Annotated in this window: 16 protein-coding genes and 2 rRNA genes; 7 read left to right on the top strand and 11 right to left on the bottom strand. The window is 43.1% G+C overall.

Translation table 11 applies throughout. The features are described from left to right. Window positions 1-128 precede the first annotated feature (128 nt). From FTU36_RS06120 to FTU36_RS06110, 3 genes are all read right to left on the bottom strand, one after another. Window positions 129-773, bottom strand: coding sequence for a trimeric intracellular cation channel family protein (locus FTU36_RS06120; RefSeq protein WP_078189475.1), 645 nt, complete (start codon window positions 771-773; stop codon window positions 129-131). A 59-nt stretch (window positions 774-832) separates the two neighbouring features. After that, window positions 833-1,300 carry a YchJ family protein gene (locus FTU36_RS06115; RefSeq protein WP_180010708.1) on the bottom strand — a complete coding sequence of 156 codons (468 nt, stop codon included), beginning with the start codon at window positions 1,298-1,300 and terminating at the stop codon, window positions 833-835. Between the two features lie 389 nt (window positions 1,301-1,689). Beyond that, window positions 1,690-3,261 (bottom strand): TerC family protein, encoded by a 1,572-nt coding sequence (locus FTU36_RS06110; RefSeq protein ID WP_180105626.1) that lies wholly within the window; start codon window positions 3,259-3,261, stop codon window positions 1,690-1,692. Window positions 3,262-3,581: 320 nt separating this feature from the next. Here FTU36_RS06110 and FTU36_RS06105 point away from each other — a divergent pair, with 320 nt between their 5' ends. Continuing rightward, the gene (locus FTU36_RS06105; protein WP_078192607.1) at window positions 3,582-4,202 is read left to right on the top strand and encodes a TIGR00730 family Rossman fold protein; all 621 of its coding nucleotides are present in this window, start codon (window positions 3,582-3,584) and stop codon (window positions 4,200-4,202) included. 84 nt (window positions 4,203-4,286) lie between these two features. Here FTU36_RS06105 and FTU36_RS06100 read toward each other — a convergent pair whose 3' ends face one another. Both FTU36_RS06100 and FTU36_RS06095 read right to left on the bottom strand, forming a co-directional pair. Then, window positions 4,287-5,252, bottom strand: a complete 966-nt coding sequence (locus FTU36_RS06100) for a hypothetical protein (RefSeq protein ID WP_078189479.1) — start codon at window positions 5,250-5,252, stop codon at window positions 4,287-4,289. Between the two features lie 155 nt (window positions 5,253-5,407). Next, on the bottom strand, window positions 5,408-5,545 hold the full coding sequence (locus FTU36_RS06095) for a hypothetical protein (RefSeq protein ID WP_180008096.1): 138 nt from the start codon (window positions 5,543-5,545) through the stop codon (window positions 5,408-5,410). Between the two features lie 200 nt (window positions 5,546-5,745). On the opposite strand from FTU36_RS06095, the gene mdtD reads away from it, so the two are divergent. From mdtD to FTU36_RS06065, 6 genes are all read left to right on the top strand, one after another. Further along, a complete protein-coding gene (gene mdtD, locus FTU36_RS06090; RefSeq protein ID WP_180008097.1) occupies window positions 5,746-7,137 on the top strand; it encodes a multidrug transporter subunit MdtD in 1,392 nt (463 codons plus the stop codon). 77 nt (window positions 7,138-7,214) lie between these two features. Then, window positions 7,215-8,000: a GH25 family lysozyme gene (locus FTU36_RS06085; RefSeq protein WP_180008098.1), complete on the top strand. Its 786-nt coding sequence runs from the start codon at window positions 7,215-7,217 to the stop codon at window positions 7,998-8,000. A gap of 58 nt (window positions 8,001-8,058) precedes the next feature. Then, entirely contained in the window at window positions 8,059-9,084 is a 1,026-nt protein-coding gene (locus tag FTU36_RS06080) for an MBL fold metallo-hydrolase (RefSeq protein WP_180117102.1), read from the top strand. A gap of 51 nt (window positions 9,085-9,135) precedes the next feature. Continuing rightward, window positions 9,136-10,191: a DNA polymerase IV gene (dinB, locus tag FTU36_RS06075; protein ID WP_180117100.1), complete on the top strand. Its 1,056-nt coding sequence runs from the start codon at window positions 9,136-9,138 to the stop codon at window positions 10,189-10,191. A gap of 235 nt (window positions 10,192-10,426) precedes the next feature. Beyond that, the gene (gene shiA / locus FTU36_RS06070; protein ID WP_180117132.1) at window positions 10,427-11,743 is read left to right on the top strand and encodes a shikimate transporter; all 1,317 of its coding nucleotides are present in this window, start codon (window positions 10,427-10,429) and stop codon (window positions 11,741-11,743) included. A gap of 29 nt (window positions 11,744-11,772) precedes the next feature. After that, window positions 11,773-12,129, top strand: a complete 357-nt coding sequence (locus FTU36_RS06065; RefSeq protein WP_180117096.1) for a RidA family protein — start codon at window positions 11,773-11,775, stop codon at window positions 12,127-12,129. 64 nt (window positions 12,130-12,193) lie between these two features. Here FTU36_RS06065 and FTU36_RS06060 read toward each other — a convergent pair whose 3' ends face one another. From FTU36_RS06060 to FTU36_RS06035, 6 genes are all read right to left on the bottom strand, one after another. Continuing rightward, window positions 12,194-12,736 carry a DUF2726 domain-containing protein gene (locus FTU36_RS06060; protein WP_180010722.1) on the bottom strand — a complete coding sequence of 181 codons (543 nt, stop codon included), beginning with the start codon at window positions 12,734-12,736 and terminating at the stop codon, window positions 12,194-12,196. Between the two features lie 432 nt (window positions 12,737-13,168). Beyond that, complete coding sequence (locus FTU36_RS06055; RefSeq protein WP_180117094.1) at window positions 13,169-15,580, bottom strand: YgiQ family radical SAM protein; 2,412 nt, start codon at window positions 15,578-15,580, stop codon at window positions 13,169-13,171. Window positions 15,581-15,809: 229 nt separating this feature from the next. After that, window positions 15,810-16,640 (bottom strand): M48 family metallopeptidase, encoded by an 831-nt coding sequence (locus tag FTU36_RS06050; RefSeq protein ID WP_180117092.1) that lies wholly within the window; start codon window positions 16,638-16,640, stop codon window positions 15,810-15,812. Window positions 16,641-16,955: 315 nt separating this feature from the next. Continuing rightward, window positions 16,956-18,155, bottom strand: a complete 1,200-nt coding sequence (locus FTU36_RS06045) for an MFS transporter (protein ID WP_180109407.1) — start codon at window positions 18,153-18,155, stop codon at window positions 16,956-16,958. 161 nt (window positions 18,156-18,316) lie between these two features. Continuing rightward, window positions 18,317-18,431: ribosomal RNA gene (gene rrf, locus FTU36_RS06040) — 5S ribosomal RNA — on the bottom strand. 176 nt (window positions 18,432-18,607) lie between these two features. Beyond that, a 23S ribosomal RNA gene (locus FTU36_RS06035) occupies window positions 18,608-20,959 on the bottom strand; the annotation flags it as partial.

The following is a 20,959-nucleotide window of genomic DNA, read 5'->3' as shown; positions in this document are numbered from 1 at the left end:
TGGTGGAAGGATGAACACTGCTTTCCCAACAGGATGTATGATTTTGCGTTTTTTAGTATAGATCCATGCAAAAGACCGACCATTGATCCGTCTTTTCAGCATTTTAATGTGATGTTATAGCAACGCGGCTACGACAAATCTTTTGAAGATACTGACTGATCATCATCATCTTTATAAATAAATTTAGGCATTTCTAAGCCAAAGTAAATGGCGATCAGACGTAAGGTGAAACCGAAAATGAGCGTCGCAATGACGGTCAATTCTAGCGATAAGCCAATCTCAATGCAGAGCCAATAACAAATCACGGACACAAAAGAAATACTGGCATAAAGTTCACGACGGAACACCAGCGGGACATCGTTACATAGAATGTCTCGTAAAATACCGCCAGAGACACCAGTTAGTACCCCTGCTACCGCAGAAACCACAAAACCATGTCCCATTTCTAAAGCGATTTGACAGCCAATAATGGTAAAACCAATGAGACCCAAGGCATCGAGAACCAAGAAGATATTACGAAGATGACGCATCCACTTTGCAATCAGGATGGTGACAAATGCAGCAAAGCAGGTCAGCATGAGATATTCGGGATGCTTAACCCACGTCAGCGGATAGTGGCCAAGTAGCACATCACGAACCGAACCGCCCCCCAGTGCCGTGACACAGGCAATCAATGTTACCCCAAACCAGTCCATACTCCGCCGACCCGCAGACAATGCACCTGTCATTGCTTCTGCCGTGATTGCGATAATATAAATAACGGTAAGTAACATCGCCCTTCTTCCACTGAGGGTTGAGATGCGCGCTATTCTAAGCTAAATCTGCTCAAATGTTATAAAAATTGCGCACAACATTGTTTAAATTTTCGTCCAGAACCACAAATACAGGGTTGCTTCATGGTGATTTTCATCTCTGTGGTCGGATCAAGGAAATACCAGCGCTGCTCGAACTTCACAAAGTGTGAAATTTCATGATGTACCTGCGCTTGCTGCCCATCGTGATAATGGGCTTTAAATTCAACTTGAGCATGATTTTTATCGAGCTTTTCTTGAGCCTGTACCACCTCAAGTTTTAACCATTGATTGACCTGACTCCACGCTGCAATGGCACTGACATCTAAGGCTTGCTGCTGTCCAAGCGCAGTTGTTTGTACAATATAATCAATCTCATGCTGTGCAAAAGCACTATAACGTGAACGCATCAACTGCTCTGCGCTCTGTGCATTTTCACGCCCCGCATGTAAGGGCTGACAACAGTTGGCATACTCACCTTTGCCACATGGACATTGGACTTGTGACATGTTTGTTTCCATAAAAAAATAGCCTGACAATGCAGGCTATTTTAACGGATCTTTCCACACAATTTTCATCAGTAGATCCGTATCGATTCAAATAAAAGAATGATACACGGTAAGGTCATCCGCAAGTGTTTGAGACAGGACCACTTCTAATCAAAAATGTTTTTGCAATGCTTTGAATAATTTGACGGTAGTGAACGAGTTTTGCGGATGACAATGGTTTTGGGTACTTTTGCCGAAACAAAAGTACCTCCAGCCGAAGGCTAATCCCTTTATTTAAACCCTAGATGTAAGACTCCGTCGAATAGACTTAAAAATCATTTTAAAAATGCGTAATTACTTTTACGTGCGTAACATCAGTGATCTATATAGATTACCCCCCGATACGCAACTTAATCTTCAGTTGGCATGGGAATGACATGCACTTTTTCGATCTTATGACCATCCATTGTGACCACTTCAAAGATGTGTTCATCCGCTTTGAATTTTTCACCATTGGCTGGTAAACGGCCCAAATGAAATAAGATATATCCGGACAATGTCGAATACTGTTCAGCATCATCCACCAAGTCACGACCCAACAATAAAGACACGTGGCGAATATCGGTTGAGCCATCGAGTAACAATGAACCATCATCGAGACTTTCTGCTGCCGTCTCTGGTTCATCTTCATCAGGGAACTCACCAGCAATCGCTTCTAAGACATCAATCGGTGTTGCAATCCCTTCAATTGAACCGTATTCGTTCAACACCAAAGCCATTTGCAACGGCGCTTGACGCAATTGTTCCATCACCATCAAAACTTGAGCATTTTCATGCACCACCACTGGCTCACGGAGATGTTTTTCGAAATCGAGTACGCCCGTTTCAATATAGTCATTCATGACTTTATGAGTCAGTACCGCACCCGCGATATTGTCTAACTCACCATGTGCCACAATTAAACGTGAATGCGTGGTACTGAGTAATTGAGCACGAATCGCCTCAGGTTCTTCATCTAAATCAATCCATTCCAGTTCAGGACGAGGTGTCATCACGGACTTTACTGGACGCTCAGATAAACCCAGTACCCCTTGTACCATGACACTGTGGTAAACCCCATTGTCTTCATCAAAGACTTCATCAGCAAAAGCACGTGTTGCAAGCACATCTTCATTTTCATTTTGATTGTCTGCAACATTTTTCCCACCGAGCATACGCATCACTGCTGAGGCTGTGCGATAACGTAAGTCTGTGGTTGTCACCATTTTTTCCTGATTATGACGCATGGTTTGGTTCAAAAACTCAATCAGTACGGAGAAACCAATGGCTGCATATAAGTAGCCTTTTGGAATATGGAAACCAAAGCCTTCGACTAAGAGCGAGAAACCGATCATCATCAAGAAACACAGGCACAGAATCACTACCGTTGGATGACGGTTCACGAAGTTCATCAGCGGCTTAGATGCCCACAGCATAATGCCGACAGCAATAATGACCGCAATCATCATGACTGACAGGTGTTTCACCATCCCGACAGCGGTAATCACGCTGTCGAGCGAGAACACAGCATCGAGCACCACAATCTGCACAATCACCATCCAAAACGTCGCATGCACAGGATTTTCTTCCTTGAGCATCGGCTTATTTTCAAGACGTTCACGCAGTTCCATGGTGCCTTTAAATAGCAAGAACACCCCACCAAACAGTAAGATTAGGTCTCGACCGGAGAATGGATGGTCGAAAATATGGAACAGTGGATTGGTTAGAGTCACCACCCATGCAATTGAGGCCAGTAAGACCAATCGCATACACAGTGCAAGCAATAAGCCGACAATCCGTGCGGTATTACGCTGTTCTGGCGGTAATTTTTCCGCAAGAATCGCAATAAAAACCAGGTTATCGATACCTAAAACAATCTCAAGCACCACCAGTGTCAATAAACCCACCCATGCAGATGGGTCGGACATCCATTCAAAGATCATGGTTGTATCTCCTGAATGTTATTCACACGTAGATCATGCTGATTTGAAGATGAAATGCATTGGACATGCGCAAACGCTTTTAATGGCGTTCTTTCTAATATTTTGATGTGTGCTGAGTGACAACAACCACTACCCATGACGGTTCTTTAGCTTGAAATGAAGTTTTAAGTATAGCAAGTTAAGGTAAAAATTCACCCTTTTTTACCAAAGTACAATCTCAGTATGGAAGAATTTAAACCCAATGATGACATTAAATTGTCATATTTAGCTGCCAATGTAGTGTCATAAAAAATAACATGCTAAGGTAAAATTAAAACGTAATGAATAGCGGATTAAAAATGACAGAAAAACGTGGTAATCCTTCTCCTGCTACAACACAACCTTTAATCGCACTGTATTGCGGCTCCCGCTCTGGGAACAATCCAATTTATCAAGAAAAAGCCATCGCGTTGGCGCAAGGCTTGGCTGAACATGGTTTTGGTCTGGTCTATGGTGGCGCCAGTATTGGCCTGATGGGTCAAGTTGCTGACGCTGTGGTCGATCATGGCGGCGAAGCTGTGGGTGTGATTCCTGAGTTTATGTTGGATTATGAAATTGCACATAATCATTTGACTGAATTACACGTCGTACGCAGTATGCATGAGCGTAAAGCCATGATGGCAGAACGTGCAAGTGCCTTTGTTGCTCTGCCCGGTGGTCTCGGTACATTCGAAGAAATTTTAGAAATCGCCACTTGGGGACAGTTGAATCAACACCAAAAACCGATGATGCTTTATAACGTCAATGGCTTCTATGATGCACTAATTGCACAATTAGACCATGCGGTCGCTGAAGGTTTCTTGCCGCCGCAGCATCGTGCCAAACTGATCGTATGTAATTCTTCGAAGCAGATCTTTAGCGCACTGAAAAATTTAGATTGCCCGAAAAATTTCGTGGTCTAACTGTATTTTAGATGTCAAAAAGGGGAATAAAGTATTCCCCTTTTTTTATTGCTCGATGTTACTTCAAATCAAGATCGTGTCGACTTAACCTGACACCACACGATAGAACCATGGCAATGTTGTCGCTAAGAAAATACTCATCAACAAACCAAGCATCAATTTCATCGCATCTTTGCTGACATTTCGTGAAGTTCGATATTTATTCACTTCATGTAAATGCATGGACATGGCAAATTCACGTCCTGCGAGTAAGCCCAAGAACACCCAAGTGGTACTCATTGGAATATTACTCCACTCTTTGAACACCAATAAAATCAAGGCATACATAAAGTCGATAATGGTTGCCGAGCGGATATCAGCCACACCCGTTTTGGTGTCGATAATGCCCTGAATCGCCCCACCACGTTGGTACAAAATGATCCCAAGCAGTACGATAAACACCACAATTGCAAAAATCAGGAACTCCAGCGGCACCTGACGAGGGACGTAGACAAAAATATTGGCCAAATCCTGAATCAGCCACTGACTCCATAAAAATGCCGTCGAAACCCACTGTAGTCCCACCCAAATATTCGAGGGTGTTTCATCACGTGTTTTACTGAAATAAACCGAGATGCCTTTAATCACAAAACGATAAACAATAATCGCGACAACAAAAGCTACCGCATAACCCATCATGGACTTGGTTAACATCGAGCCGAGACTACTCGGAGAGAAAATCGTTAACACTAAGAATGTGGTGCTGACCGGAATTCCGTAGCGAGTCAAAATGATCAGTAAGATCGGTGGCACAATATAGAGCCACGTGACCCCTTCTGCGGGAAATGGAATCGTTTCTAAACGACCATAAGATGCATCCCCCACACCAGAACTGTACCAACCATAAACCAATACAATGGCTAAAATACTGCTGACATAGATCCACAACAGCCACCAAGGGCGATGCGCATTGGATGAAATAAAGGTTCCCAATGTCTGTGGCACATCATTACCGACAATAGAATAGGCCGCGAGACAGAAGCCTATGACCATCAGAATTTCGATTGTCATGAAAACAAAACACCTTTGCCATAAAGAAAAAGCCCTCCAATAAATGAAGGACTTGAGCGCATTATGACAGTTTATCTGGCGTTCATACAATTTTGTGCCGTGCTTTTCTCGACATTAAAATAAAAATTTAGATAAAACAACAATTTAAAATTTAATTATTTCAATTTAATCTGATAAACCGCAGTGCTACCGTTCACTTCATTTCCAACCACCAACAAAGGTTGAGCATTGGGCGAATCTTTGGCGGCAATAAAAATCAGACCTTCAGGTCCCACATCGCCTTGTTTAACCACATCAGTGCCGAAATTTGTAGTTTCATGTTTTCATTCGTCTTTTATTAAAATATGACCAAGTTATAAACATTAGGTTGCATAGAGATGAAACTTTCATTGCATTTTTCTTGCAATTTTTTGGCTCAATTATGCAAAGCTTTTACTACATCCGAATGGCAATATTCATTTAAACTGTTTAAAAATCTCAGCTTTATTGACTTATGAATAGCACGCCAACGCATCAGGCTTTACAACCCGAATTTAGACTTCTTGTGCTATTGGTCTCTATTGGCTTTTTTATGCAAGGGCTGGATACGACCATAGTCAATACAGCAATCCCAGCGATGGCAAGAAGTTTGGGCGAAGACCCGCTACAAATGCATAGTGTGGTCGTGGCCTATGTCTTGTCCGTTGCGGCGTGTATTCCTTTAAGTGGTTGGTTGGCCGATCGTTTTGGTGTACGAAATACGTATTTCACAGCCATTATTATTTTTACGTTAGCATCGCTAGGCTGCGGCATGGCCAATAGCCTGAATGAGCTGCTGGTTTATCGGGTAATTCAAGGTATAGGTGGCGCATTACTGCTGCCTGTTGGGCGTTTGGCGATGCTCAAAGTGATTCCTCGGACACAGTTTTTATCGGCTATGAGTCTGATGAGCCTTGCTGGTTTAATGGGCCCCTTAATTGGCCCTACCCTTGGCGGTTGGATGGTGGAAGTCGCAACATGGCATTGGATCTTTTTAATTAACATTCCAATGGGACTGCTAGGGGTACTCATTACCTTTAAAGCCATGCCCAATGTGACCGAACCGAGCGTACAACGCTTCGACTTTATGGGTTTTGTCTTATTGGTCGTCGCCATGGTGGGGTTATCGTTAGGCATTGAAAACTTTGCCAGCCCGCATCTGCCGCTATGGTGGAGCCTGCTTTTAGTCGCAGCAGGCATCATCGCCAGTTTGATCTATGCCTTTCATGCACATACCCACGCCAATGCGCTGTTTCGCAGTAAATTATTTCAAAATCGGATCTATGCCATCGGTATTATCGGCAACTTCTTTGCCCGCCTTGGCGGCAATGCCATGCCATTTTTGATTCCCTTAATGCTACAAGTGGCTTTTGGCTTTGAGCCATTTATCACAGGTTTATTGATGATACCGACGGTACTCGGTTCATTGGCATCCAAACCGATTATTCGTCAAATTATTCAACGCTTTGGCTATCGTAAAGTGTTATTGGTAAATACCTGCTTGGTCGGCGCTTGTATTTGCAGTTTTGCGCTCTCTACGGCTGAAACCCCCACATGGTTACGTGCCTTACACTTTTTTATTTTTGGTATTTTAAACTCGCTGCAATTCGTTTCGATGAATACCTTAACCCTCAAAGATTTACCCCAACAAGATGCCAGCAGTGGCAACAGTTTCTTGTCGATGATTATGATGGTGTCGATGAGTATCGGTGTGGCTTTGGCAGGGACTTTAGTCAACGTGTTTACGGCCTATTATGGTCCTGCACAAATCGAAACGGCATTCCATAGCACCTTGATTTTACTCGGCTGCATTAACCTGATTACCGCAGCGATTTTTTGGCAAATTCCTAAACATGTGGATGTCTAAACCTGTGTCATCGGGCAAATCTATGACAGTTCAGCCCCTAAAGGGTTATGATAAAAAGGACACTTGGATACATTTTCATGCCTAAAAAAGCCAAATCACGTACCACAAAAAGTTCACTCAAAAAATACAGCCCGATTATTGCACTCAGCGCTATCAGCGGCGTCATGGTGGTGGCTGGATTGGGTTATTTAGCTGTGATGCCACATCGCCCTGCATCTGCAGAAGAATATCCCGTCAAAGGCTTTGATGTTTCTCATCATCAAAAAGATATTCAATGGTCAAAAATTTCACCTAAAAAATACCAATTTGTTTATCTTAAAGCCACAGAGGGTGGTGATTTTAAAGATCGAAAATTTCAAGATAACTGGTTACAAGCACGGGAAAACGGCTTTTTAGTTGGGGCCTATCATTTTTACCGTCTGTGCCGTGATGGCAAGATTCAGGCGGAAAATTTTATTGCTTCCGTGCCGAAAAAAGCCGATGCCCTTCCTCCCGTGATTGATTTGGAATATGACACCAACTGCATTAACACCTATAGCAAAGAGCAGTTACTCAAAGAAATCACTTATATGCATGATCGCTTACACCGCCATTATGGCAAACAACCGATTTTTTATACTTCGAAGTCTTTTTATAATATTGTCTTAGCTGGCGAGTTTAAACAGACGCCGCTGTGGGTCCGCGAATATAAAGGCCTACCCGATCTAAAAAACAATCCGAAATGGCTGATTTGGCAACATACCAATCAAGGACAAATTCAAGGCATCTCGACCACCGTCGATTTAAATGTATTTTCAGGTGATGCCAAGGCATGGACTGATTTTTTAGACAAAAATGGCGTTTCCCCGATCAAACCCCGTTGATTTATTCACCGACGCAGGACAACATCGAAAAAATAATCCATGAAAACTGAGTCGCAGGATGCGTATTTTAAAAACTTTTCTTATTATATTTTCAGTCTTTATAGTCCTCGCCTTCGGGATATTGGCTTATTTGATCCAACCTTCAGGGACCTTGGCAGCGTTTAAAACGTGGCATTATCAACATCCCGCACAAAGCACTACAGATACTCACTCAGTGGCGCCCTATCACGTAAAGTTCTTTGGCGTTTCGACTTTACTGTTTGACGATGGCCAAGAGCAAATCCTCATCGATGGCTTCTTTAGCCGACCTTCGCTCAGTCAAACCATATTCACTCAGATTCAAAGTGATCAGCCTTTATTACACAGCTATATCGACCAATACGACTTAAAACGTACACATGCTATTTTCGTGACTCATTCACATTATGATCATGCGCTCGATATTCCAATGTTGGCCCACCAGCTCCCCAAGGCCATGATTGTCGGCTCTAAAAGCACCTTAAATATCGCACGGGCAATGCCAATCACTGAATCACAATTACACGAAGTTCAAGCTTGGCAACCGATGCAAATCGGTAAATTCACCATTACTGCCATCCCCTCGCAACATACTCCGCCAACGGCTGTTAATGATGATTTGGGGGAAGAAATTTCGCAGCCACTGCAACTCCCTGCACATTTTAGTCAGTTTAAAGAAGGTGGATCATATGACTATCTCATCCAACATGGGCCACATTACAGTTTAGTCAAAGCCAGTACTGGTGCTGTGCCCAAACAGTTGCAAAAACTAAAAGTCGATACTTTATTTTTAGGCATCGCCCAACTTTCCAAGCAAACGGCAGCGTTTCAACAGCAATATTTCAAAGAAACCTTAGCGACTCTTCAACCCAGCACAGTGATTCCAATTCATTGGGATAATTTTTTCAAACCACTGAATCCTGAGCTCGAATTTTTACCTCGCTTTGCCGATGATACCCCTCAAAGTCTAAATCTATTGATACAGTCGGCAGCAGCTCAAAACACCAAGGTGGTTTTACTCAGTCAACCTGTGTCGTTTGAGTTAAAAAATTCAGGAAAGCGCTAGATTGACTGTGCGATACTGAAATTCAATTTTTAGGCACTGATCTAACTAGGCATGAGGAAAATCATACATATCGACATGGATGCATTTTTTGCATCAGTAGAGCTGCGGGAACGTCCAGAACTCAAGCAGGTTCCTGTTGTTGTGTCTTCACATCACCCTCGTGCAGTCATCTGTGCCGCGTCCTATCCTGCACGTGAGTTTGGTTTACGCTCGGCGATGTCGATGGCACAGGCCCGTAAACTCTGCCCACAGGTCGTGGTGATCGAACCTAATTTTGAAAAATATCGTGCCGTTTCGGCGCAAATTCATTCCATTTTTCAACGCTATACGTCGCTGATTGAACCGCTATCTTTAGATGAAGCTTATTTGGATGTCACAGAAAATTTACAACACATTCCGAGCGCCACCGAAGTCGCTATGCGAATTCAGGCAGAGATTTTACAAAGCACTGGTTTAACTGCCTCCGCAGGTGTCGCGCCCAATAAATTTTTGGCTAAAGTCGCTTCTGATTGGAACAAACCCAATGGCATTTGTATTATCAAACCTTCACAAGTTCTGCATTTCATCCATGACTTGGCACTGAAAAAAATACCCGGTGTGGGAAAAGTGACTCAAGAAAAATTAAAAGCCATGCAACTCAATACATTGGGTGATTTACAACAAATTGATGAAGCCGTTCTGATTCATCATTTCGGTAAATATGGCCGACAACTCTATCTGTATGCACAAGGGATTGATGAACGACCAGTCCAATCTAGCCGCGAGCGTCAGCAGATTTCCAAAGAAACCACTTTTGATGATGATCTCACCCTGAGCCAATGTCAGCCCTATTGGCCCAAACTGATTGACCAAGTTTGGTCTAGTTTAGAAAAAAAGCAGTTAAGCGCGCGCGGTGTATCGGCCAAATTAAAACTGAAGAATTTCCAAGTGCTACAGCACAGTAAAAGTTTTAAAACGTCACTGAATCATCGTGAAGACCTTGCGCAGGTATTGCAGCAATTACTGCATGAAATGCATATTTCTGAGGAAGATCAATTTCGCCTGATTGGCATAGGGGTCTATCAATTAAGTGCGCAAAACCAAGAAACACAACTTTCGCTGCTCTAAAAACTTCATGAAGATTGTATTTGCTTAAGATTTAGGCAGAAGAACAAATTTAAAGCAATTTTCTATTCACAAAGCCTAAAATTAGAGTACTCTATCAGCGCACTACATTATCCGTGTATGCGCTGAGATGCTGAAAATCACCTTTACTTTCAGCATGCTGTCCTGTGATTGGCGTGACGATCAAATCCGAATATTACAGGGCAACTCTGTTGTCAATCATGGAATACCCCGCTGTATGCCTTCTGCAAAAACTGCTCCAAATCCTCAAAATATTTCACAAAATCAAGAACAACGTGCGCGTAAAGCCGCATTAAGTAGCTTCATTGGTGCCGTAGTCGATTGGTACGATTTTTTACTTTATGGCATTGTTGCCGCACTCATTTTCAAAGATCAGTTTTTCCCTAGTATTGGCAACAATATGGGCACGCTTGCTGCTTTAGCCACATTTGGCGTCGGCTTCCTATTCCGTCCATTAGGCGGCATTGTGTTTGGACATTTTGGTGACAAGCTGGGTCGTAAGAAAATGTTGGTGCTCACCGTCATCCTGATGGGCATTTCGACTGTCGGTATCGGTTTATTACCCAATTTTGCGGCCATCGGTTGGTGGGCCCCGATCCTGCTCGTGACACTTCGAGCAATACAGGGTTTTGCGGTTGGTGGTGAATGGGGCGGCGCGGCTCTGATGGCCGTAGAAAATGCCCCGAAAGGCAAAAAAGCCTTTTACAGTAGTGGTGTACAAATTGGCTATGGCGTCGGACTCGTTCTGGCAACAGGCGCTGTGTCGTTGATTATTGCCACTTTGGGTGAAGATGCTTTTGCTGATTGGGCATGGCGAATCCCCTTTATTGCCAGTATTGTTTTGCTGGGTATTGCGATGTGGATCCGACGTGATCAAGACGAATCTCAAGAATTCGTCGACCATGTGGTCAAAGCTCAGCAAACGCCGCAAAAATTACCGATTCTGCAAGCGATTAGCCAACACCCCAAAGCCTTTTTCTACATTATTGCGCTGCGCCTGACCGAGTTACTCACCATGTATTTGGTGACGAACTTTGCACTGAATTATTCCACCGCTCAATTGGGCATGGACAAACAGTTCTTCCTCAATATCACCTTAATGGTTGGTGCAATTAGCTGCTTCAGCATTCCGCTCTTTGCGTGGCTAGCAGATCGATTTGATCATCGTAAAATGTGCGTGCTGGGTGGATTGATTGGTGCGCTTTCAGCTTTTCCCTTCTTCATGGCCCTTGATGCTCAAAATACTTGGCTGATTATTGTCGGTGCAATTTTCCTTGCCAATATTGCCCATGATATGGTGGTGAGTGTACACCAGCCGATTTTTACCTCCTTGTTTGGTACCGCCTATCGCTACAGTGGCGCAGGTGTCGGCTATCAAGTGGCCAGTATTATCGGTGGTGGCTTTACCCCAATGATTGCAGCAGCTTTGGTGATTTGGGGTGATGGTTCATGGCATTATGTGGCAATTTACCTTGCTGTCGGCTGTTTATTGACGGCCTTTGTTGCCGCTACAATGCCTAAAACTCAAGATTAAGTGACCTTTTTGCTTTCAGGATATTACGCATGACCATCCAACGCCTGCATGTTTCAAAACGCTTTTCCGAAATCGCTATTTCTGGTCAATTGGTTCATTTGGCAGGTCAATTGGCAACAGACCTTGATTTAGACATCAAAGGACAAACACAGCAAACATTTGAGATCATTGATCAATTTCTTGCAGATGCCGGTACAGATAAAAGCCACATTATGTCAGTGACCATTTATCTTAAAGATATTGAACAGGATTATGCCGCATTCAATGAGGTATGGGATGCGTGGGTGTCAGACATTGAAGCATTACCCAGAACTTGTGTTGAAGCCAAATTATACGACCCGCGTGTACTGGTAGAATTAACCGTCGTAGCCGTTAAGCCTAAATAACCATTAAAAAAAAGCATGTCTAAAGACACGCTTTTTTTTGCAAAAGGCTTTGCTCTTTGAATCCCTAAGATCCAATAATTTTGATCTTTTTACGTTCCAAATCTGAATATAAATGATATTTTTTCAAATCATTAACCGGTACAAATGGCGCTTGTACACGCTGCTCATTTAAGAAATCTTCGCGTAATTGAACGTACTCAGGCACATCATCATAACGAATGACCCGATAGCCTGCCAAAGCGAGCAAAGCATCTTGATATTGCGACTGCTGCATCCGTTTGAGCACCATTGGATCATCTAAAGCGACGATCGCTAAGATTTGGTGCTGTTCATCAAGGACGACAAAGTCCGCCACCATATTTCGATACTTGTTCCGCGTCCGATAATATTTCGTGGTCAACAGTGCATCAAAAGATACATGTGCAAGGATCGTATGCTTAGGCAAAATTTCTTTTAAACGCGTGTAAGTTAATTGCTCATTAATGTTGAAAATAGCACGTTGTTTCAATGCGCTATCTTGTTGCTTAGAATCACTTTCTAAACTTTTCCAAGCCATTATGAGCACACAGAAGAGTAAAATACTCCCTATTACTATGTATATAGTCATCTCATAATCCTTTATATTTCTTATATTTTTGGTTTTTGACATACTTCTTATGAATACGAAGTATACAACCAGTATTATTTTTTTAATTTCCTATTAAAAAAATAACTCTAACTTTCACACAATACGTATTTAAACTGACAAAAAGTTGCAAACTTAAAGCGTCAAACATCACATGCCACTTCATTCAGAGTAATAGCATCCATTGCTATATACAGATACTTTAGATCATTCGTAAAAACGTCAGCAAGCGGATTTCCTCTCACTGTTAGACAATTCCGATAAACTGTCAATTTTTCGCTCCTATTTCATTGAAATAACTGACTCAAAGGCTACATTCAGATGGTAACAAGATATAAAAATACAAACTGTCTGATGCTGCCGAGCATAACTCCCATAAAAAAGACACCAAAGTGTCTTTTTTATTTATCCATTTTAAGCGCGTGATTTAGGCTTTGATTTTCCTTTGGGTTTCGGACCACCAAAAGGTTTTTTCGCATCACCCGTTTCACGCGGCGGCAGACCAGTATGCTGCGTCAAGATTTGACCACGCTCAGGACGCTTCTTGGTATTCGAAGGACGCGATTGAGCAGCCTTAGTCCGATTGCCTTGTTCACCTGTACGTTTTTGTGAATCACCTGCAATGCTTGAGTTCTTTTTACGTGCAGACTGGTATTGACCCTCAGCACTGCCTGCAGGCTGATAAGTCGGAATCAAATGCTGTTTTGAGTTCCCAATCAGATCCTGACGCCCCATTTCTTTGAGTGCTTCACGTAGCAATGGCCAGTTGTTTGGATCATGATAACGCAAGAAGGCTTTATGCAAACGACGGCGTTTTTCACCTTTTACGATATCGACATTTTCGGTATAACGCGCCACTTTAGCCAGCGGGTTTTTACCGGTGTAGTACATGGTGGTTGCGGTTGCCATTGGTGATGGATAGAAGGTTTGCACCTGATCGGCACGGAAACCATTCTTTTTCAGCCAAATCGCCAAGTTCATCATGTCATAGTCCGTCGTACCCGGATGCGCTGCAATAAAGTAAGGAATGAGATACTGCTCTTTCCCTGCTTCCTTACTAAAACGATCGAACATTTGTTTGAAGCGGTCATAGGTCCCGATCCCCGGTTTCATCATCTTCGATAATGGACCTTTTTCGGTATGTTCAGGCGCAATCTTCAAGTAACCGCCGACGTGATGTGTCACCAATTCTTTGACATATTCTGGGTTTAACACCGCAAGGTCATAGCGTAAACCAGAACCGATCAGAATCTTTTTAATCCCCGGCAATGAACGTGCTTTACGGTATAACTGGGTTAAAGGTGCATGATCTGTGTGCAAGTTTTGACACACACCTGGGAATACACACGACGGCTTACGGCAGTTCTTTTCAATCTCAGGATCTTTACATGCCAAACGGTACATATTGGCCGTTGGGCCGCCTAAGTCAGAAATGATCCCAGTAAATCCCGGTGCGGTATCACGAATTTTTTCAACTTCACGCAAAATCGATTCTTCAGAACGGTTTTGAATGATACGCCCTTCATGCTCTGTAATTGAGCAGAAGGTACAGCCGCCAAAACAGCCACGCATAATGTTTACAGAGAACTTAATCATGTCAAAAGCAGGAAAACGCGCTTCACCATAAGCTGGATGCGGCAGACGTGCATACGGCAAGTCAAACACATAATCCATTTCCTCTGTAGTCAATGGAATCGGCGGTGGATTTAACCAGACATCACGTTCACCATGCTTTTGTACCATCGCGCGCGCATTGCCCGGATTGGTTTCCAAATGCAAAATACGGTTGGCATGTGCATACAGCACAGGATCATTCGCCACATCTTCATAGGCAGGCAAACGAATCACCGCCAATTCACGCGGCGGCAATTTATGCTTAATGGCTTTTGATGCAGGTTGCAGCTGCACGATTTGCGTGTCGGCGTCTAAATTATCGCCTTCACGAACAATCGGATTTGCTACCGCCTCTTTTTGGAAGCCCTGATATTGCGTAACGCTGTCTTTGCCTTTCTCGATTTCACAGCCTTCAAGGTCTTCAGTCATCACGTACGGGTTAATGATCGGATCGACACGGCCAATCGCATCGACATCATTTGATGCGATTTCAACAAACTTCGCTTTTGAAGCCCGGTTATTTTTATTCACAATAAATGCGGTACCGCGGACATCCGTAATCTCTTGGATTTTTTCACCACGGGCCAAACGATGCATGATTTCCGTGATTGAACGTTCACCATTACCATACATCAATAGGTCGGCTTTCGAGTCCATCAATACTGAACGGCGGACTTTATCTGACCAATAATCATAATGCGCAATACGGCGCAGCGAGGCTTCAATACCGCCCAATAATACAGGCACATCTGGATATGCTTCACGCACACGCTGGCAATATACCGTTGCTGCACGGTCTGGACGTTTATTCGGTTGATTATCTGGAGAATACGCATCATCCGAACGGATTTTACGGTCTGCCGTATAGCGGTTGATCATAGAATCCATGTTGCCGGCAGTCACGCCCCAAGCGATATTCGGCTTACCTAACACACGGAAAGCTTCAACATCTGTCCAATCCGGCTGTGCAATAATACCGACACGGAAGCCTTGCGCTTCTAAAGTACGACCAATAATGCCTGAGCAGAATGATGGATGGTCAATATAGGCATCACCGCAAACCAAAATAAAGTCGCAGCTGTCCCAACCGAGTTGATCCATTTCTTCGCGTGACATCGGCAAAAATGGCGCAGGGTCAAAACAAGACGCCCAATATTTGTCGTAATCAAACAACGCTTTTGGCGCAGTCTGCATAGTATAAGCAGTAGACATGGCTAGCAATTCTCGGCTGGCAGATGGAATGATCTGAAAAAAGATCAAAGAAGATGAAAGCCGATCATTTTACCATGAATTCCATTCATCATGCTTGATTATAATTTATACAACAGCTACAGAATCATTGAATTGTTTTATATAGACATCAGATGTAATCGTGCTGTAGCACGACTATAAAACAAGATTTAAATAAATCATTTGTAACTTTGCTTTAGTTTAAATCAACCTAGAATGTGCCATGAGTTATCGCATTTTTATTCAACATTAAAGCCTGCGCCTGTTGAAATTGAATGTGCATTTCAGGTAAATATTTTTCAATATAAATCTTACGCTTATCTATACTGTCTTGAGTCATTAATGGTTTTACATCAAGCATTTGACGGCGTGTCGTTTCCTGCTGATATTTCTGCCAAAAACTCAATGCTGCATTTGGATCAAAACCCGCTTTCGACATCAGATCAAGTGCAAGGACATCTGCTTCCAGTTCAAATTTTGAAACTTTAGGCAAAAAAACAGCTTGCCCAGTCACACTACTGGCCGCAGTAGCAAGCGCGCCGATACCTGCAGTTGAAGAAATCATCGCCACCTGACTAGCAAACAGCAAGGAAATCTTCTCACGATGATGATCACGCAATGCATGTGCCATTTCATGCGCCATCACAAATGCCAATTCATCTTCAGTCAGCTTTAGACTCCAATACAAACCCGTGTTAATAACAATTTTCCCACTCGGGAAACCATGTGCATTTAAATCTTTATTGAGATTCCCACTGACTTGCCAATCCCATTGACTCGAACCATGGCGGTAAAACTCCGCATTTTGCTTGAGTTTATTTAAAATTTGATCCAATTTCGGATCTATGATCAAAAGTTGCTTGTCTTTCGCTTGATGAATAAATTGTTGATAGGTTCTATCCGCCTGTTTAGTTAATAACTTTTGAGGAACGATAAAAAACTGTTTTCGCTCTGCGCCTGCTGTCCCTAAATTCGTGGTACTTGTACAAGCTGAGATTAAGATAAAAACTAAAGCCATCATTAAAATAGTTATATTTTTCATAATCACCTTCAGTTTAAAACCAATGATGATCTATATATAATTCTAACCAAAAATAAATGCAAAAACATTCAAAAAATAAAAATAAACATTTAATATCAATTATTTAAAAATATATGAAATTTTAAAAATGATAACCAAAAATATTTTATTTATTATATTGTGATGCGTTTCATTATTATGAGGCACCTTTTAAAAGAAATATTAGACCAAAGTTGTATAATCATAAAAATAGTAAATTCCGCCATTTTTATAGCGTTATTTATATTAAAAAATAGATGTAAAACGAATATTAAATAATAGCTTATTCACATATTTCTATTTTAATTTATTCAATTGTATTGCTAAAAATAAACCGATCATCAAAATAACAGCAATAAAGCTCGTCAACCCCATCCAACCAGACATTTCCCAAACCAAACCACTACTACTACCCAAGATACTAGAACCTAAGTAGTAGCAAAATAAATACAGAGATGAACCTACGGCACGGTACTGCAGGGATTGAACTGATACCCAACTACTTGCCGTGGAATGCGCTGCAAAAAAAGCAAAAGTGAATATAATCAGCCCCAAAATGACTGACCAAAATGCCGGAATGAGCATGATCAACAACCCCAACAGCATCATGATCAGCATCGAAGGTAAAACTTTTGCCCGTCCAAAGCGTTTCCCCCAACTTGCAGCCCGAGGTGAACTATATATTCCTGCCAAATAAGCTATTGAAATTAGCCCAATCCAAGTTTGAGAAAGTTGATAAGGTTCTTCTAATAGGTGGTAGCTCATATAGTTAAATATAGAGACAAAACATCCCATGAGGATAAAGCCTTGAAGGAATAAAATTCTCAGCTTTGGATCTGCTAAATTTTTAACGAAAGATTCATAAAATCGGTTGAAACGAATGGGGTAAGCTTGAAAATGTTGAGATGCCGGAAGTAATAAAAAGAATGCTGTGGCTATACATAGGTTAATGATTCCAATAATCATCATGGCATTTTGCCAACTAATATAATCAATCAATACCCCGGCAATGAGACGACCACCCATTCCTCCAATCGCAGTACCCGATATATACAGGCCCATTGCAAAGCCTATATCTTTTTGCTCAATTTCTTCACCTATATAAGTCATTGCAACTGCAGCAACACCGCTCACACTTAATCCGATCAGCACGCGATTCAATAAAAATATTTCCCAAAGTGGAAATATAGAACTAATGATTGAAAGTGACGCTGCCAAAAATAAAGCGGTGACCATCACAGGCTTACGACCGAATCGATCTGAAATCAAACCAGTGAAAAGTAGTCCTATCGCTAAAGCAATGGTAGAAAAAGATAAAGGAAAGCTGCTATGTGTCGGACTGACATGAAAGAAATTCGCAAAGATGGGCATCATCGGTTGTACACAATACAACGATGAAAAAATTGCGAAGCCAGCTAAAAATAAAGAAAATAAAATGGCAAGAAATGGCCGTGTGCCATATTCAATATATGGAGAATTTGAGGCTAAATCAGACATGAGCTTTCCATCAATGACAAGGATAGTATACGCCTTTCTGCCTTTAATTTAAAAATCACATAAAAATGAATGAAGAATTCTTTATTTTCTCCCCATTCCCTCCCTTTTCATCACACATAAAAAAACACCCCCTGATATCTCAGGGGGTGTTTCGAATAATGAGCTGGCGATGACTTACTCTCACATGGGTAACCCCACACTACCATCAGCGCTAAGAGGTTTCACTTCTGAGTTCGGGAAGGGATCAGGTGGTTCACTCTTGCTATTGTCGCCAGCACAACTGTTATGACTTTGCATTTGGTCTTATCTTTTCAGTGCCGTTGCTTGGTCAAATGAGTTATTAACAGATCATATCTAAGTTGCATATTTTGTTCTTAAGCGTTAACTAAATCAAGTTATTTTGCTTAATATCGAATCAATTGATGCTTTACATACAACTGTTTGGGTGTTGTATAGTCAAGCCTCACGAGCAATTAGTATTGGTCAGCTTCATGCGTCACCGCACTTCCACATCCAACCTATCAACGTCGTAGTCTTCAACGGCTCTTTAGTGGACATAAAGTCCAAGGGAAATCTTATCTTGAGGTAGGCTTCCCGCTTAGATGCTTTCAGCGGTTATCCCTTCCGAACATAGCTACCCGGCGATGCGACTGGCGTCACAACCGGTACACCAGAGGTTCGTCCACTCTGGTCCTCTCGTACTAGGAGCAGATCCTCTCAAATTTCCAGCGCCCACGGTAGATAGGGACCGAACTGTCTCACGACGTTCTAAACCCAGCTCGCGTACCTCTTTAAATGGCGAACAGCCATACCCTTGGGACCTGCTTCAGCCCCAGGATGAGATGAGCCGACATCGAGGTGCCAAACACCGCCGTCGATATGAACTCTTGGGCGGTATCAGCCTGTTATCCCCAGAGTACCTTTTATCCGTTGAGCGATGGCCCTTCCATACAGAACCACCGGATCACTAAGACCTACTTTCGTACCTGCTCGACTTGTGGGTCTCGCAGTTAAGCGCGCTTTTGCCTTTATACTCTACGCGTGATTTCCGACCACGCTGAGCGCACCTTCGTACTCCTCCGTTACTCTTTAGGAGGAGACCGCCCCAGTCAAACTACCCACCAGACATGGTCCTCGCTCCAGATCATGGAGCAGAGTTAGAACCTCAATATTACCAGGGTGGTATTTCAAGATTGGCTCCACCGAAACTAGCGTCTCGGTTTCAAAGCCTCCCACCTATCCTACACAAGTAAGATCAAAGTTCAATGTCAAGCTGCAGTAAAGGTTCACGGGGTCTTTCCGTCTAGCCGCGGGTACACCGCATCTTCACGGCGATTTCGATTTCACTGAGCCTCTGCTGGAGACAGCGCCCCCATCATTATGCCATTCGTGCAGGTCGGAACTTACCCGACAAGGAATTTCGCTACCTTAGGACCGTTATAGTTACGGCCGCCGTTTACTGGGGCTTCGATCAAGAGCTTCGCTTACGCTAACCCCATCAATTAACCTTCCAGCACCGGGCAGGCATCACACCCTATACGTCCACTTTCGTGTTTGCAGAGTGCTATGTTTTTAATAAACAGTTGCAGGGGCCTGGTTTCTGTGGCTGCTCTCAGCTCAGGAAGCAAGTTCCATCACCAAAAGCAGCGTACCTTCTCCCGAAGTTACGGTACCATTTTGCCTAGTTCCTTCAGCAGAGTTCTCTCAAGCGCTTTGGTCTACTCGACCTGACCACCTGTGTCGGTTTCGGGTACGATTCCAGTGTAACTGAAGCTTAGAGACTTTTCCTGGAAGTATGGTATCAGCCACTTCACTGTACAAGTACAGCTTGCTGTCAGATCTCAGCATAAAGTACCCCGGATTTGCCTAAGATACATGCCTACATCCTTTCACCTGGACAACCAACGCCAGGCTGACTTAACCTTCTCCGTCCTCTCATCGCATTACACTGAAGTATTGGAATATTAACCAATTTCCCATCGACTACGCCTCTCGGCCTCGCCTTAGGGGTCGACTCACCCAGCCCCGATTAACGTTGGACTGGAACCCTTGGTCTTTCAGCGAACGGGTTTTTCACCCGTTTTGTCGTTACTCACGTCAGCATTCGCACTTCTGATACCTCCAGCAGACTTCTCAATCCACCTTCATCGGCTTACAGAACGCTCCCCTACCACTTACACTAATGTGTAAATCCGCAGCTTCGGCATATAGTTTTAGCCCCGTTACATCTTCCGCGCAGGCCGACTCGACTAGTGAGCTATTACGCTTTCTTTAAAGGGTGGCTGCTTCTAAGCCAACCTCCTAGCTGTCTATGCCTTCCCACATCGTTTCCCACTTAACTATAATTTTGGGGCCTTAGCTGGCGGTCTGGATTGTTTTCCTCTTGACTACGGACGTTAGCACCCGCAGTCTGTCTCCCGGATAGTACTCATTGGTATTCGGAGTTTGCATCGGTTTGGTAAGTCGGGATGACCCCCTAGCCGAAACAGTGCTCTACCCCCAATGGTATTCGTCCGAGGCGCTACCTAAATAGCTTTCGGGGAGAACCAGCTATCACCGAGTTTGATTAGCCTTTCACCCCTATCCACAAGTCATCCCCTGGCTTTTCAACGACAGTGGGTTCGGTCCTCCAGTTAGTGTTACCCAACCTTCAACCTGCTCATGGATAGATCACCCGGTTTCGGGTCTACACCCAGCAACTAAACGCCCTATTAAGACTCGATTTCTCTACGGCTCCCCTAATCGGTTAACCTTGCTACTGAATGTAAGTCGCTGACCCATTATACAAAAGGTACGCAGTCACC

It is taken from the genome of Acinetobacter sp. YH12096 (assembly GCF_013419215.1).
GTDB lineage: Bacteria > Pseudomonadota > Gammaproteobacteria > Pseudomonadales > Moraxellaceae > Acinetobacter > Acinetobacter amyesii.
This window is presented reverse-complemented; position numbering and strand designations above follow the sequence as displayed.

Coding starts and splice junctions, on each gene's coding strand:
- FTU36_RS06120 (WP_078189475.1), bottom strand. CDS start 773: ATGTTACTTACCGTTATTTATATTATCGCAATCACGGCAGAAGCAATG.
- FTU36_RS06115 (WP_180010708.1), bottom strand. CDS start 1,300: ATGTCACAAGTCCAATGTCCATGTGGCAAAGGTGAGTATGCCAACTGT.
- FTU36_RS06110 (WP_180105626.1), bottom strand. CDS start 3,261: ATGATCTTTGAATGGATGTCCGACCCATCTGCATGGGTGGGTTTATTG.
- FTU36_RS06105 (WP_078192607.1), top strand. CDS start 3,582: ATGAATAGCGGATTAAAAATGACAGAAAAACGTGGTAATCCTTCTCCT.
- FTU36_RS06100 (WP_078189479.1), bottom strand. CDS start 5,252: ATGACAATCGAAATTCTGATGGTCATAGGCTTCTGTCTCGCGGCCTAT.
- mdtD (WP_180008097.1), top strand. CDS start 5,746: ATGAATAGCACGCCAACGCATCAGGCTTTACAACCCGAATTTAGACTT.
- FTU36_RS06085 (WP_180008098.1), top strand. CDS start 7,215: ATGCCTAAAAAAGCCAAATCACGTACCACAAAAAGTTCACTCAAAAAA.
- FTU36_RS06080 (WP_180117102.1), top strand. CDS start 8,059: ATGCGTATTTTAAAAACTTTTCTTATTATATTTTCAGTCTTTATAGTC.
- dinB (WP_180117100.1), top strand. CDS start 9,136: ATGAGGAAAATCATACATATCGACATGGATGCATTTTTTGCATCAGTA.
- shiA (WP_180117132.1), top strand. CDS start 10,427: ATGCCTTCTGCAAAAACTGCTCCAAATCCTCAAAATATTTCACAAAAT.
- FTU36_RS06065 (WP_180117096.1), top strand. CDS start 11,773: ATGACCATCCAACGCCTGCATGTTTCAAAACGCTTTTCCGAAATCGCT.
- FTU36_RS06060 (WP_180010722.1), bottom strand. CDS start 12,736: ATGACTATATACATAGTAATAGGGAGTATTTTACTCTTCTGTGTGCTC.
- FTU36_RS06055 (WP_180117094.1), bottom strand. CDS start 15,580: ATGTCTACTGCTTATACTATGCAGACTGCGCCAAAAGCGTTGTTTGAT.
- FTU36_RS06050 (WP_180117092.1), bottom strand. CDS start 16,640: ATGAAAAATATAACTATTTTAATGATGGCTTTAGTTTTTATCTTAATC.
- FTU36_RS06045 (WP_180109407.1), bottom strand. CDS start 18,155: ATGTCTGATTTAGCCTCAAATTCTCCATATATTGAATATGGCACACGG.